The following is a 13,684-nucleotide window of genomic DNA, read 5'->3' as shown; positions in this document are numbered from 1 at the left end:
ACACAAAATTGCACCTAGCGGATAAAACTAAATACGTTTTTACTTATCGCTAAGGGCAATTCACCGTTAATATAAGAGTATATGCTGACTTAATTTGAAAAAATCGTGAAAGCCTCAGACTTAAAAAAAATAATCGATGCACTCGATGAAACTCAAGATCCCGAGATTGTGACAGGAGATATTTGGCTGCCTGAACGCTTGGTCAACACGCAACTTGATCAAGACATGCTGTTTCTTGAATTTGACAATGCACCGGAAGACACACAAGGCGATGAAGAAGGTCGTGGCTTTGTTGAGCATGAAATTGATATGATTCGAAAAAGATTTGAACACATTCTCGATGAAAGTTCCGATACAAAAAGCAAAGCAGATGCTATGCTGGCGTTATTTCTCATGGGGCATGAGATGTCGAGCTCAGAAATTATAGAGATCTTAGAAGACCCCGATGTACCCAAGGATCCAACAGAGTTTTAATGAAGATAGTACCTCAACTTCCGTTTCTAATCGCTGGTCCTCTGCTAAGAAAGTCCTCTGCCAATGAATTGGTGTTCTGGTTAGTCACTAGTCGCCCACTTGAAGGACAGTTTTCTCTCAACCATGAACCTGATCGTGGCGTTATTTTCGAGCAATCTCTTGAAGCATGCCATCAAGTAAAAATTGGACAACATTGCTATGTTACGTTAGCGCACTTTAAGCACCCTTTCCCAACCAATGTTGCCCTTAGCTATGAATTTCACACCCAAGATGGACCTCTTAGCCAGCTATACCCACATTTACTCCACGGTGACGAATCGGCATTGACCTTCAAAATCTCCACTCAAGCCGATTACGTCTTGCATGGTTCTTGCCGCAATCCTGATCATCCTAGCAAAGATGCCTTAGTTGCGATGGACAATAAGCTCGCATCGCAGCCGTTGAGTGACAGGCCGGATATGTTATTGATGAGTGGCGATCAAATATATGCTGATCATGTATCGGGCCCTATGCTTGATGCGATAGTGCAAACTATCGAATTACTAGGATTACCTGACGAAACCTTTACCGACGCTCCACTGGCGTCTGCAAAACAGCTGTACCAACATCCCGATTGCTTTTACGGCCGTGACAACATCCTCCCTCATCACTTTGGTGAAGAAACTTGGATTAGACGGTTTTTACCTAAACGACATATTCCTATATTCAGCGCGCGCGAAAGCGTCAATCATCTAATAACATTCGCCGAATACTTTGTGATGTACTTGCTGGTCTGGTCACCGACTCTCTGGCCATGCATCAATCGAGACCGCTTGCGTGAGGTAGCGTATACTCCCAACGGCAAGGCCATCAGTGAATACTACCAACAAAAGTGGCAGGGCGAATACGATCGCCTAACAGAATTTGTCGACGGACTGCCACAAGTCCAACGGCTGTTTGCTCACCTGCCTACCTATATGATTTTCGACGATCACGATGTCACCGATGATTGGAACTTAACCATAGGTTGGGAGAAAGCGGCCTATACCAATCCATTTTCTTATCAAATTATCGGTAATGCTTTAATGGCATACTGGCTTTGTCAAGGGTGGGGAAATCAGCCTGACAACTTCAATCAAGAGTTTTTATCTCTTGGTTTGGGCTACTTCAAACAGCCGAGTGCACAACATCATCACGATTTTATCCGCTATTTATACAGTTTCGAACGCTGGCATTATACTATCGAAACGTCACCGAAAGTGGTTGTTCTCGACACACGAACTCGACGCTGGCGCTCTGAGTCTCGTATGAACAAGCCTTCTGGTTTGATGGATTGGGAAGCTCTTATTGAATTTCAGCAAGAGTTAATGTTTCAAGATAAAGTGATCGTCGTATCGGCTGCCCCTATTTTTGGCGTGAAGTTTATTGAAGCGTTACAAAAAGGAATGACGGTGATCGGCCAACCTTTGGTCATTGATGCGGAAAACTGGATGGCGCATCGTGGCAGTGCCAATACCCTACTGAGTATTTTTACCCACACAAAAACACCAAGTAATTTTGTCATCTTGTCTGGCGATGTACACTATTCGTTTGCCTATGATGTAAAACTTCGTTTTCGCCGCTCTAGTCCAAATATTTATCAAATCACATCAAGTGGCTTTAAAAACCAATTTCCAGAGCCCTTACTTGGATGTTGCGATCACTTAGACAGAGTATTCTACTCTCCTAGTTCACTGCTCAATTTTTTCACTAAACGAAAGCGTCTCAAAGTCAAAAAACGCCAACCGAATATACAAGGATCTCGATATTTGGTGAATGCAAGTGCCGTTGGCGAATTGAAGCTGGACCAGCAGGGTAAACCTAAGCGTGTCTCGATATTGACAGGAGAAGGTGAAGAAATCGACTTTCCTCCACTCGAAGAAAAGTCATCTTTTTGTCAAAACACTTGTGTTCGACGAGAATAGTCACTATTTATAAAAACAACAGAATACTTTGAGGTCCATGACATGTTGAATTCTATCTCGACGCTTTTTAAGCAGTTAGTCGAAGGACACGACCTCAGTAAACGTGACAACACAGATCCAAATCTGGCAATGGCATGTTTGCTGTGCGAGGTTGCCAGCGCTGACCATAACATCAGTGATACCGAAACTCAGGCCCAAAATTCACTCCTCGCTCGCCTATTGGACATAGACGGCGCACAAGCAGCTGAGCTTCTTGCTCGCGCACGAATGATTAGCAGTCAGTCGACCTCTCTTTATGAGTTTACTTCCCAACTGAGAGAATTAAGTCAAGTGGCGCGTTTTGATTTGATCAAATCTATGTGGGAAGTAGCCAACGCTGATGGAGTCATTGACCCGCTAGAAGATGCCGTTATCCGCAAAACCGCCGAACTGATTTATGTTGATCATAGTGAGTTTATTCGCGCCAAACTTCAAGTTTTAAAAAGCAACGAATAGTATCTAGCTCTGCCAGAGCAAAGCTTTATTCGCTACCTCTTCTTTTCATCAAAGGCTTTGCTTGCTAAGCATAGATATGTGGGTAATGCCTAATGAAAAACTTGCTCCAAAAAAATTATTCCCCAACCGTCTTCTCTGTCTAGGCTTTGTTATCCAGTCCATACTTTGGCCCAACAAATACTCATTTTGCCAATAACATACCCGAGATAAGCACTGCTTATAATCCTCCCCCAATCCCCACTTTTGACAGAAACACAGGATAAACTCTAATCGTTATTAGCGTTGATATCGTAATTGTATTTGCAAAAACACCACTAATGACACTATTGTTATTAATGCAATCCGATGCAGTCTCTGTGCACTCGGCAAAAGGAAAATAGCGGAGCAAGGATCGACCAAAATGAAAATTGCCACAAAAATAGTCATAGCTTCTGCACTAATGTGTAGTTTAGCCATCACCTCAGCTGGAGTATTTACTGGTTGGGAGTCAGCATTACTGGCAGAGGAAGCATTATATAAACGTTCCTTAAACCAGCTTACCTCCGTAAGAGAAATTAAAAAAAATGAAATAGAAAACTACTTTATGACCATAAAAGGTCAGTTAACTTCAATGGCCAGTTCATATGGTACACAACAGGCCATGCTTGAGTTTTCTTCAGCCTTTTCGCAATACCCTACAGAGCAAGTACACACTCAAGACATAGAGAAGTTAAAACGGTATTACACATCCAGTTTTGCACCCACCTACAAGTCATCAAATGGTGGAAACTCAGCAAACGAGTTAGGGAAGCTTAAAGCACTTTCTCCAAAAGCAACCGCGCTACAAGCAAGATATATAGGTGCTAACCAAAACCCTCTCGGAGAAAAACACTTATTAGACGCAGACTCACTAGACACCGAATACGACCGAGTACATAAGATACACCACCCTAGCCTCAGAAGCTTTTTACAAGAATTTGGTTATTACGATATTTTCTTGGTTGATGTAGATGGTAACGTGGTTTACTCCGTATTCAAAGAACTCGATTACGCAACTAACTTAGTATCTGGCCCTTATTCAGATACTGGATTAGCAAAGGCGTTTAAACAAGCTAAAAATCAAAGTGAGTCCCAATATTATCTTGAAGATTTTGCCCCTTATTTCCCTTCCTATGAAGCACCAGCTTCATTCATGGCAAGTCCTATTGTTATCGATGGAAAAAATGAAGGTGTGATTATATTCCAAATGCCCATCGATAAGATAAATGGCATCATGACTTTTGACGGAAATTGGAGCAACGCGGGACTCGGAGCCTCTGGGGAGAGTTATCTTGCTGGACCTGACATGCTACTACGAAGCGAGTCTAGATTTTTGCTGGAATCTCCCAAGGAGTACTTTGAGACCCTGAAAAATGTAAATATTTCAACCGAAACTATCGAACAAATAAAAGGCAAATCATCCGCTATCGGCCAGCAAGCTGTGGCCACAGACAGTGTCAAAGCGGCCTTGAAAGGGGACAATGGTTCAGCTCTTATCGAAGACTATCGTGGGGTTGAAGTGTTATCGACCTATTCACCCATTGATGCCGCAGGATTAAAGTGGGCAATCGTAACAGAAATCGATAAGAGTGAAGCGTTAGCGGATTTAACTACGCTGATGCAATCTAATGTCATAACGGTCACAATTATAATCGCCATCGGTGCGATATGTGCAATTATCATTTCCTTTTTTGTCGGCAACGGTATTGCAAAACCCATTAAAGCCGCAAGTGAGAAAATACAACAGATTAGTAAAAACAATGATCTAACCGCAAGACTAAACGATGAAGGCAAAGATGAAATGAGCGATCTTGCGAAGGCCCTAAACGAGCTGTTTTCACAACTACAAAGCATTATTGTTACGTTTGCTGAAACCGCAGATAGCCTCAATGTGAATACAAAAAACATGTCGGATAGTATGAATACGACAAGGGTATCGGTTGAGGAGCAAAGTCAAAGAGCTGAATCTGTAGCCACTGCCGTCAATCAAATGAGTGCCTCGATTAGCGAGGTAGCGAGTTTTGCAGCAAGAGCCGCTGAATTTGTCAAAGACGGTAATGAAACAGGTAACAAAGCCTCAAATGTCGGAAGAAATTTGGGAGCAGAGATTGCACGCCTAAATACGGAAATGCAAACAGCCGTTGAAGCAATCGGACGACTCCACACTGAAAGCCAATCGATTGCCGAAGTGCTGGATGTTATTCAAGGAATAGCAGAGCAAACCAACCTACTTGCACTCAACGCTGCCATCGAAGCGGCCCGAGCTGGTGAGCAAGGCCGAGGGTTTGCTGTCGTTGCAGATGAAGTACGCTCGTTAGCAGGAAGAACACAAACATCCACAGAAGAAATTAGAGAGAAAATCGAGTCGCTACAAAGAGAAACCGACAGCGTTTCATCATGCATAGGATCAGCCGATAAATCCGTCTCAGCAGGTGTTGAAACATGTGATACCAATGCCAAAATGCTTGAGCAAATCGTTGATATGCTAAATGATTTAAATGAAATGAATATCCAGATAGCAGCGGCAACAGAAGAACAGCAAGCAGTAACCAATGATATAAGTAGCAGTATTACTTCTATTGCGGACTCATCGTCTGAAGTCTCTCAACAAGTGATCGATGTGGACAACGTGCTTAAGAATTTGTCCTCTCAGTCAGAGCAACTAAATGTCGAAATTTCAAAATTTAACTACTAGTCTGAAGTTATACAACTAGTAAAACTAGCTCTCGCGGTGACGTTTTATGGACAGCAAAATAGGGGCAATCCTTGCTATGAATGGCGATGAGCCTTCTCTCATCTGGTTAATTGTCTGCACCTGCGTGGCTTTTTTTATGCAGGTGGGATTCACACTGGTTGAAACCGGCAGCGTCCGAGCAAAAAATTCCGTTAATGTCGCCATGAAAAACTTGGCTGACTTTGTTGTTGTATCTTTTGTGTATCTATTTTTGGGGTTCCATCTTGCCAACGGCAGCTCGTTTTTTTCGCTTGAAACCTTTCCGTTAACAGTCGAATACTATGGTATGGCGATGTTTAGTATTATGTTCGTCACTACCGCTGCGACCATTGTGTCTGGTTGTGTTGCTGAAAGAATGAGTTTTCGTGGATATCTATATGCTTCGGCATTCATCGGTATTCTTACATACCCTGTGGTAAGTTATTGGACATGGAACCCTAACTCTTGGCTTGCTTCGCTCAATTTCCACGATTTTGCTGGTGGGGCTACCGTACATATCGTAGGAGGGCTCTTTGGACTAATTGGCACCATACTGATTGGCCCTCGGTATGACAGATTCTCGGAAACAAATGAAGCTGTGGAAATTCCATCCTATAATCATACGCTTGTCACTATAGGTGTCTTTATGATGGTGTTTGGCTGGCTAGGATTTAATGGAGGAAGCTTTTACGAATTCAACAACGATGTCCCAAAAGTGTTACTCAATACTCTACTGGGAGGAGTGACTTCTGGATTTTTTGCACTACTATTTCTTCAGCATAAACCTCATATCCCGGTTTTTCTGATACTTAACTGTATCCTCGGTGGCCTAGTTATCGTGACTGCTGGAGCAGATGTTCTCAATACTTACCAAGTCGTTGTGTTAGGAGCAATTGCTGCGTTAACCATTTTTTATGGCGAAAAGTTACTCATTTATCTTAAGATTGACGATCCTGTAGGTGCCGTTCCCGTCCACCTATTCTGCGGTATATTAGGGGTGCTATTTACTGGCTATGCTGCGAACAGCAACAGCAGTGGCTGGCCAATGTATATAGGAGTTCAGTTATTAGGAATTATTGTTATCGTTGCTTGGGTGGCCGTAAATGCTTATGTGTTATTTCTTTTTCTAAAGTCCTTAGACTTGCACAGAGTGTCACTCGACAAAGAAAAAATGGGCTTAAATGTGGCAGAACATGGCGTCAAAATGAGCTGGCTTGAAACGGTGAAATCCATTGAAGATATAAGTAATAGTGGGGACTACACCAAAAGGGCGCCGATCGAATGTGGTACCGAAGCGGGCGATGTTGCCATAGCATTTAATTACTTAATGGGGGATTTGGAAAAAAACATTGAGGCATTACACCATGTAGCAAAAGGAAACCTCGATGAGGTTGTTGTTTTCCCAAGAAGCGATAAGGACATTTTGGCAAGATCATTGCAGTCTATGCTTGTTAGCTTACGGTCGTTACTTGCTGAAGTAGAAGATGAAATCACCACTCAAAACGAGCAGCTTCAATCTAACGAAAACTCCATTAAAACTCTGATTGAAAACTTCAAACACACTCAAGACCAGTTAATGGAAGCTGAGAAAATGTCTGCACTGACAGGTATGGTTGTTGGTGTTGCCCACGAGCTTAATACTCCCCTAGGTATTTCAGTCACCAGCCTCTCTTTACTGCGTGAGCAATTCTTAGGGCTTGAGAAAAAATTTACCGATCAAACCATTACAACCACAGATCTTACCCACTTTCTCAACATTTCTAATGACTGCATCAAAATGATTTCAGACAATATTGAACGTTCTGTCACTTTGGTCAACAAGCTTAAGCAAGTGGATAAAAAAATGTCTTTAGAGCAGCCTGCAAATATTAATATCAGGATGCTGCTTGAAGAGTCAGTGATGTTATTGAAAGATATCCTAGCACAACAGGATATTGCGGTTGAGATTCATTGTGAAGATACGCTTGAGTTGTTCGTGCCTAAGATGTCTCTTCAATATGTCATCGAAGAGTTGCTTAACAATTGTGCCCTACATGGTTTTCAAAATAGAGATCAAGAGAAAAGCAATTCCATCACCATTACAGCCCAGTCCGTAAATAGTCATGTTGAGATCGTCATTGAAGACAATGGGGTAGGTATAAGTCCAGACAATCTTAAAAAGGTATTCCAACCTTTCTACACCACTCTTAGAGCACGCGGTGGTACAGGTCTTGGTATGCATATGGTTTACAATATTTGTACCCGCAAGCTATCAGGCAATATAAATGTTAAGAGTGAAATAGGAAAAGGAACAAAAATCACTATAACGATAAATGAGCACGTTGATAAATCACCTCACAACGAGAGTGAAGAGAGTACATCAGTGCCTCCTCAACTCAAATAATTTGCTACATCACTCAATACACTCAGTTTCCTCGCGTTGGGGATTCAATAAGGCTGCTTTGGCTCGAACAACATAAAGCCATCCATTTCTGACGTAATATCAAGGTAGTAGTCTGGCTCATATTTCTTTAGTAATGCTAGAATCGCTGCCATGCTATCTTGATTTACCTCACCACTAATTAGCCACGGCGTAAAGTGGGTTTGAAATGCCTTGATTAACTCGTCCTGATTTGAGTCAGTCACTTGCTGGTATCCGTACAGCGCTATCGCTCTAAAGAAGGTATCCCGATTTATCGTTTGAGTCGCAAGTTTGCTGTATTCGCTGAGATAATCGTCACTGTTATACCAAGCGCCATAACCTTTCTCATTTAAATATTGCCATGGAAACTTGGGACCAGGGTCATTTTTTCTCGTCGGGGCAATATCCTGATGAGCCACAACATTTATCGGCTCAATACTCGGATAAATTTGATAAATTCTATCAAATACCTTAATCAGATTATCCACCAACGCAGGTGGATAATCTGGATACAGACACGTCACTGATTGCGCGGAGTCATCTTCAGTCAGTGAGTCAATGCACTCTACCTCATACACAAGTTCAATACCGATTGACGTATCATTGAGACCTGTTTTGCCTCGCCAAGCGCTTTTCCCCGCATGCCATGCGCGCTGGCTAAAATCGATGAGTTGGTAAATTTTCTCTTCAGTAACGACAAAATGAGCGCTGACATTGGATTCTGGATCGTTAAACAGTTTGAGTGTATTCTCCGTATTCTCTTGGGTGTAGTGAATGACGATCGATTGAACTCTGTCATTTTTATTTGGAGTATCGATATTCACAAAAGACGAGCAAGCAGAGAGACTCATTAGTACCACTAGCTGAGTTAACCTGCTAAGTTTTTGAACTGTTTTTGTTGTCATAATTTCTCGTTACTCACCAAATGATGACCCTTTTTATAAAGGATCAGCGTATTAAACTCTCTAAAAAGTATAAATATCATTAAACAAATCCACACACATTCTCTAAAAGATTAATTTTGCATTGAATCATAAGAAAAATACACTTTTAACTATCCGCTGCCCGTCCTTCCTGTTACCGTAAAAGCAAAATTAGTCATCTTCGGTAACACAAATGGACAAGAAATCTCTCAATGTCGCCATTGTAGGTGCGGGGCTCAATGGTCTAGCCTTGGCTTTATCCCTACGCATATTTGGCATTAACGCAACGGTTTATGAACGTTCAGATAAACCTCGTATTGACGGTACAGGCATCATTATGTGGCCTGAAGGTATGCAGGTGCTCGCGGCTTTAACCGATGCTTCCAAAATCAATACTTTGTGTAATACCGTCGATATTCTCACTACCGCGACCTTTAATGGCGAAACGTTGAACCAACTGTCGATGCGTCAAGTCAACGGCAAAGTCAATGCAGACGTGGGCCTATTCCATCGCCGCGATCTCTATCAACTACTGCTCGATGCCTATGGCGCAGACAATATATTGACTGGTCAGCACTGCAGTGTTGAAAACGACACTGTCCTTGTCAACGGCAAACCACTGGTTGCAGACGTTATTGTTGGTGTCGACGGCGTATTTTCTCAAGTTAGAAAGTTTGTCGCACCCAATGTCACGCATCGCCAACCTAATGTGTATTGCTGCCGAGGTATGGTTGATTACCACAGTTCTTCTTTGAGTGATGAAGAGTGCTACGTGTTTGCTGGCATGCAATCAAGAATTGTCACCTATACCTATAATCGTAAAACCCAAGGCAAATACTGGTTCGCCGCTTGCAAAGTAGAACCTGGTGAAACATTAAACAAGCAAAAGATATTGGACCAATTTGCGCATTACTCCCCTTACTTACTAGACATGATCGCCCAGACCCCTGATGAGCAGATTATCCCGTCACCTCTGGTTGATATTGCTCCATTTGAGCAATGGTCGCGTGATAATGCTGTACTGCTTGGCGATGCTTGCTGCGCTGTTCTACCCACAATGGGTATTGGTTTTAGTCTTGGTATCGAGAATGCGTTTATCCTTGCCCAGTGCTTAGCCTCAAACTTCTTTGATGTTCCCAAAGCATTCGAGCGTTACCAATACAGGGCTCAAAAACGCTCCCATGATTTGCAAAATATTACTCACCGTCTCAGCGAACTAACCTACACAGAGGCATTTGATCCAGAAGAAGTTGCCGAGCTATACAGCCGCTTTACCCAAGTCAACAGTCAGTCACCGTTTTAAACACATCAAAGCACACTAGGGGGCTATGTTAGCCAAACTATCTAGGTGTGCTTTGTTTTCTTCATCACTGACAACATTATTGACTTGGTTTTAAAATAGCCAGTATTGACCATCGCTAAGGACTTTTTTCCCTTGTGGCCTAACTTTCTATTTACCTAATGATATAGTAGCGACTCTAATCAACTGTGAGGAAAGCAATAAATGGATAAGTTTCTAAAACAACTGGCTACAAACCCTAATGACGTCATGTTTGAGCAATCAATGCAGATAATTGATAAGCATTTTGACTTTCATCCAGTCAGCTTTGTAAACGGAGACACTCACAATCAAGCCGGGCAGAACAATGGCTCTTGTAAGATTTTTGCCTTCGCGCAGCTGCAAGGCTTGGATGAGTCATCCACACTGGCTTGCTTTGGCCAGTTCTATCGTGACGATGTATTAAATAATCCAAATGGTAACGATCACGCCAATATTCGCAATTTTATCCGACACGGCTGGGCAGGCATTCGCTTTGACGGTATCGCATTAACCGCAAAGTAAAATTTTGAGATTGCTCAAACTATAAAACCCGCATCATCAGACTCGCGGATAAACGCTTGTCTGGTGAAACGCAAAAGTTTGGTCTGCTTTGCTTAATCCATCTCTAGGAAAGTATGATAGCACTTGCCCGTATTGAAAAAAGATTTAATAGATAAACTTTGATTGAATTATCTTAACCTAATTATCCGGCTTTTTAGTGAAACTTTCCATTAAGCGTTTAGCTGAAACTTCTAGAGGCTCTCGCAAATACGATTTTGAAATATGTAGGTAGTGGTATAAATGATCTTTGGTCATTGGGGGGCTCACTAGTTTAATGGTAGGGAATTTTTCTTTAACCTCCATATAAGCTTGCATCGGTGCTAGCCATACATCGGCTCTCCCCGCCACTAGCATCAAAGCAGCTTGTTCCTCACGATAGACCAATTTTAGACGTTGATAGTGACTCAACTCATTGACATAGCGGGTTCCATGCATCGAAACCACATTTTTATTTTGGAGCTCAGCCAAACTTGAGTAGCGCTTATTCTCTATTGAAAACAGATATGTGTCAAAGTCAGCTAGAGGCACATTAACTCTTACAAGTCGTTCACTATGGTCACTCTCAAACTTATTAATTCTAAGATCCAGTGCATCATATTCTCCTGTCAAAACAGACTGTATCGCTCGTTCATCAGGCATATAAGTGAGCTCAACCTTGATCCCAGCTCCCGCATAAATAGCGTTAAGCACTTCTTCTGCCGTCATGCCATAGCGTGTTTTTTTGTCTTTACCTCGGAAACCTTCACCAATTGCGACTTTAACCACATCCTGCTCTTGTGCACTCAGTACCGAACACACGCGATTCCACAAATCAAGATCACAGAGAGTGCTGCTCTCATTTTGCCTCCAACATCAATTTGCTTATGTAATTACAGTGTGGTTCTTGGCTTCATTTTCGCAATAAATTTGATGCATCATTTTACGCGATAATGATGAAATACTTCAGGGGACGGGATATTCTCAATGTAAATGGCAGCATTCCGAAGACGGTGCTGCCATTTAGTAGTATCTTGAAGCGATGCAGATTTAAGTGTCCGCAGGCTTATTAAGATCAATGAAGCTTTAGATTTGGGCGTAATACTCTGTTAATCCTGCCCATAAGTATAATGAGTGCCGTTTTGAATACGCCGTGCAGGGCCATTTGATGCAAGCGATAGAGAGAAATGTATACCACTCGTGCGATTCGACCTTCTATCATCATTGAGCCTTTGGTCAAATTCCCCATTAGGCTCCCGACGGTGGAAAACTTACTCAAAGACACCAAAGAGCCTTTATCTTTATACACATATGGCTTGAGTTCTCGGCCGTTAAGCTTGGCGACAATATTGGAAAATGCTCGACTTGCCATCTGGTGAGCAGCTTGAGCTCTAGGGGGAACAAATGAACCGTCGGGTTGCGCGCAATGCGCTAGGTCGCCAATAACAAAGATATCGTCGTCAAGTGTTGTTTGCAAAGTTTCTTTAACAATCAGTTGGTTTATACGATTGCTCTCTAGGCCCGCAATATTTTTGACAAAATCTGGGGCTTTAATTCCTGCAGCCCAAACCATAATTTGTGCAGGAATTTTATCGCCATCTTTTGTGACAAGACCATCACAACAAGCTTCTGTCACCATAGTCTTAGTGCGAACATTCACGCCAAGTTTGGTCAGCTCATGATGCGCTGCGGTTGAAATTCTGGTGGGTAACGCTGGCAAGATACGTTCACCCGCTTCAATTAAATTGACGTTCAACTTGCTAGAGTCCAAATCACCAAAGCCGTAGGTGCGTAGCTCTTTAACTGCATTATGAAGTTCTGCCGATAACTCAACTCCTGTTGCACCTGCGCCAACAATGGCAATATCAACGGTTCCGTGACCGTGTTTAGCATGCAGCTTCAAAAACTCGTTGTTCATTTCGGTTCGAAACCTAGAAGCTTGATCTGTACTATCGAGAAAAATACAATGCTCGCGCACACCTGGAGTGTTAAAGTCATTAGAGGTCGAGCCCAATGCCATAATAAGGATGTCGTATTCTAATTCACGACCTGGCATTAACAACTCATCGTGTTCATCTCTGAGTTCACCAAGCGTTATAACCTTGCGAGTTCTATCTATGTTTTTAAGACTGCCCATTTGAAAGTCGAAATGGTGATTCTTAGCATGGGCGCGATAACTTAGTGCATCAACGCCCTCATCGAGCGAACCTGTTGCCACTTCATGTAACAAGGGTTTCCACAAGTGACTGGCTTTGCGATCCACTAACGTGACTTTCGCACGCCCTTTACGACCTAATGTACGGCCCAGTTTGGTGACAAGCTCTAAGCCACCTGCACCGCCGCCTACTACGATAATTCGAGTCACAGCAACTATCCTCTAGAAAAATAAAATAGGTGTCGAGCCGATGATTCGCCTCGATAAAATTTGCATAATTTCCGACCAGCCAGCTCTAATTAGATTGAGTCTTACGGCAATAAAGGCGTGTAGAGGTTTTATTTATCAAGTAAGCCACGTTATTCAAACACTGTTTCGCCTCCGAGAGGCTTTCAACATTTTAATATTACATGGGCAAGCTTCGACTTGCTCTCATTTTTTTGATTTTCATCAACATCCTTATGATAGAAGTCATTATATAGGGCAGGATAGGCCGTGCAACTAAAGATTGTCATAAGAGCGCGAATTTAAACGAATTCGAGCTGAGAATTTTCATCTTTGGTAATATTTGGCCTGATAGTGTTGCTGCATGCTCGCTTTAGCAAGCTCTGCATTCCCATTTTTGCAATTTTCTTCAAATCCCCCGTTTATCGATCTCTGATATCGCTCTAAGAACATGACAGTGAACTGTTGTTGCAAATCCA

General features: G+C 42.4%; 10 protein-coding genes. 7 read left to right on the top strand and 3 right to left on the bottom strand.

Annotated elements, in window-relative coordinates:
- Positions 1 to 105 precede the first annotated feature (105 nt).
- The 5 genes from QQK21_RS01935 to QQK21_RS01915 all read left to right on the top strand — a co-directional run bounded on the left by QQK21_RS01935 (position 106) and on the right by QQK21_RS01915 (position 8,026).
- On the top strand, positions 106 to 474 hold the full coding sequence (locus tag QQK21_RS01935) for a VC1380 family protein (protein ID WP_284190523.1): 369 nt from the start codon (positions 106 to 108) through the stop codon (positions 472 to 474).
- The gene (locus QQK21_RS01930; RefSeq protein WP_284190522.1) at positions 474 to 2,417 is read left to right on the top strand and encodes an alkaline phosphatase D family protein; all 1,944 of its coding nucleotides are present in this window, start codon (positions 474 to 476) and stop codon (positions 2,415 to 2,417) included. The genes QQK21_RS01935 and QQK21_RS01930 overlap by 1 nt, the downstream gene beginning before the upstream one ends.
- 42 nt (positions 2,418 to 2,459) lie before the next feature.
- On the top strand, positions 2,460 to 2,912 hold the full coding sequence (locus QQK21_RS01925; RefSeq protein WP_284190521.1) for a tellurite resistance TerB family protein: 453 nt from the start codon (positions 2,460 to 2,462) through the stop codon (positions 2,910 to 2,912).
- A gap of 400 nt (positions 2,913 to 3,312) precedes the next feature.
- Positions 3,313 to 5,625: a methyl-accepting chemotaxis protein gene (locus tag QQK21_RS01920; protein WP_284190520.1), complete on the top strand. Its 2,313-nt coding sequence runs from the start codon at positions 3,313 to 3,315 to the stop codon at positions 5,623 to 5,625.
- A 46-nt stretch (positions 5,626 to 5,671) separates the two neighbouring features.
- Positions 5,672 to 8,026, top strand: coding sequence for an ATP-binding protein (locus tag QQK21_RS01915; protein ID WP_284190519.1), 2,355 nt, complete (start codon positions 5,672 to 5,674; stop codon positions 8,024 to 8,026).
- A gap of 44 nt (positions 8,027 to 8,070) precedes the next feature.
- Here QQK21_RS01915 and QQK21_RS01910 read toward each other — a convergent pair whose 3' ends face one another.
- The gene (locus QQK21_RS01910; protein ID WP_284190518.1) at positions 8,071 to 8,949 is read right to left on the bottom strand and encodes an N-acetylmuramoyl-L-alanine amidase; all 879 of its coding nucleotides are present in this window, start codon (positions 8,947 to 8,949) and stop codon (positions 8,071 to 8,073) included.
- 211 nt (positions 8,950 to 9,160) lie between these two features.
- Here QQK21_RS01910 and QQK21_RS01905 point away from each other — a divergent pair, with 211 nt between their 5' ends.
- The gene (locus QQK21_RS01905; RefSeq protein ID WP_284190517.1) at positions 9,161 to 10,270 is read left to right on the top strand and encodes an FAD-dependent monooxygenase; all 1,110 of its coding nucleotides are present in this window, start codon (positions 9,161 to 9,163) and stop codon (positions 10,268 to 10,270) included.
- A gap of 201 nt (positions 10,271 to 10,471) precedes the next feature.
- Positions 10,472 to 10,810, top strand: a complete 339-nt coding sequence (locus tag QQK21_RS01900; protein WP_284190516.1) for a HopJ type III effector protein — start codon at positions 10,472 to 10,474, stop codon at positions 10,808 to 10,810.
- Positions 10,811 to 10,987: 177 nt separating this feature from the next.
- On the opposite strand, the gene QQK21_RS01895 is transcribed toward QQK21_RS01900, so the two are convergent.
- Positions 10,988 to 11,647 (bottom strand): substrate-binding periplasmic protein, encoded by a 660-nt coding sequence (locus tag QQK21_RS01895; RefSeq protein WP_284190515.1) that lies wholly within the window; start codon positions 11,645 to 11,647, stop codon positions 10,988 to 10,990.
- A 253-nt stretch (positions 11,648 to 11,900) separates the two neighbouring features.
- Complete coding sequence (locus tag QQK21_RS01890) at positions 11,901 to 13,190, bottom strand: NAD(P)/FAD-dependent oxidoreductase (protein ID WP_284190514.1); 1,290 nt, start codon at positions 13,188 to 13,190, stop codon at positions 11,901 to 11,903.
- Positions 13,191 to 13,684: the final 494 nt, after the last annotated feature.

This window comes from Vibrio zhanjiangensis, from assembly GCF_030161235.1.
Classification (GTDB): domain Bacteria; phylum Pseudomonadota; class Gammaproteobacteria; order Enterobacterales; family Vibrionaceae; genus Vibrio; species Vibrio zhanjiangensis.
The sequence above is the reverse complement of the archived record's forward strand: the minus strand, read 5'-3'. Positions and strand labels throughout refer to the sequence as shown.

Coding starts and splice junctions, on each gene's coding strand:
- QQK21_RS01910 (WP_284190518.1), bottom strand. CDS start 8,949: ATGACAACAAAAACAGTTCAAAAACTTAGCAGGTTAACTCAGCTAGTG.
- QQK21_RS01930 (WP_284190522.1), top strand. CDS start 474: ATGAAGATAGTACCTCAACTTCCGTTTCTAATCGCTGGTCCTCTGCTA.
- QQK21_RS01920 (WP_284190520.1), top strand. CDS start 3,313: ATGAAAATTGCCACAAAAATAGTCATAGCTTCTGCACTAATGTGTAGT.
- QQK21_RS01915 (WP_284190519.1), top strand. CDS start 5,672: ATGGACAGCAAAATAGGGGCAATCCTTGCTATGAATGGCGATGAGCCT.
- QQK21_RS01905 (WP_284190517.1), top strand. CDS start 9,161: ATGGACAAGAAATCTCTCAATGTCGCCATTGTAGGTGCGGGGCTCAAT.
- QQK21_RS01925 (WP_284190521.1), top strand. CDS start 2,460: ATGTTGAATTCTATCTCGACGCTTTTTAAGCAGTTAGTCGAAGGACAC.
- QQK21_RS01900 (WP_284190516.1), top strand. CDS start 10,472: ATGGATAAGTTTCTAAAACAACTGGCTACAAACCCTAATGACGTCATG.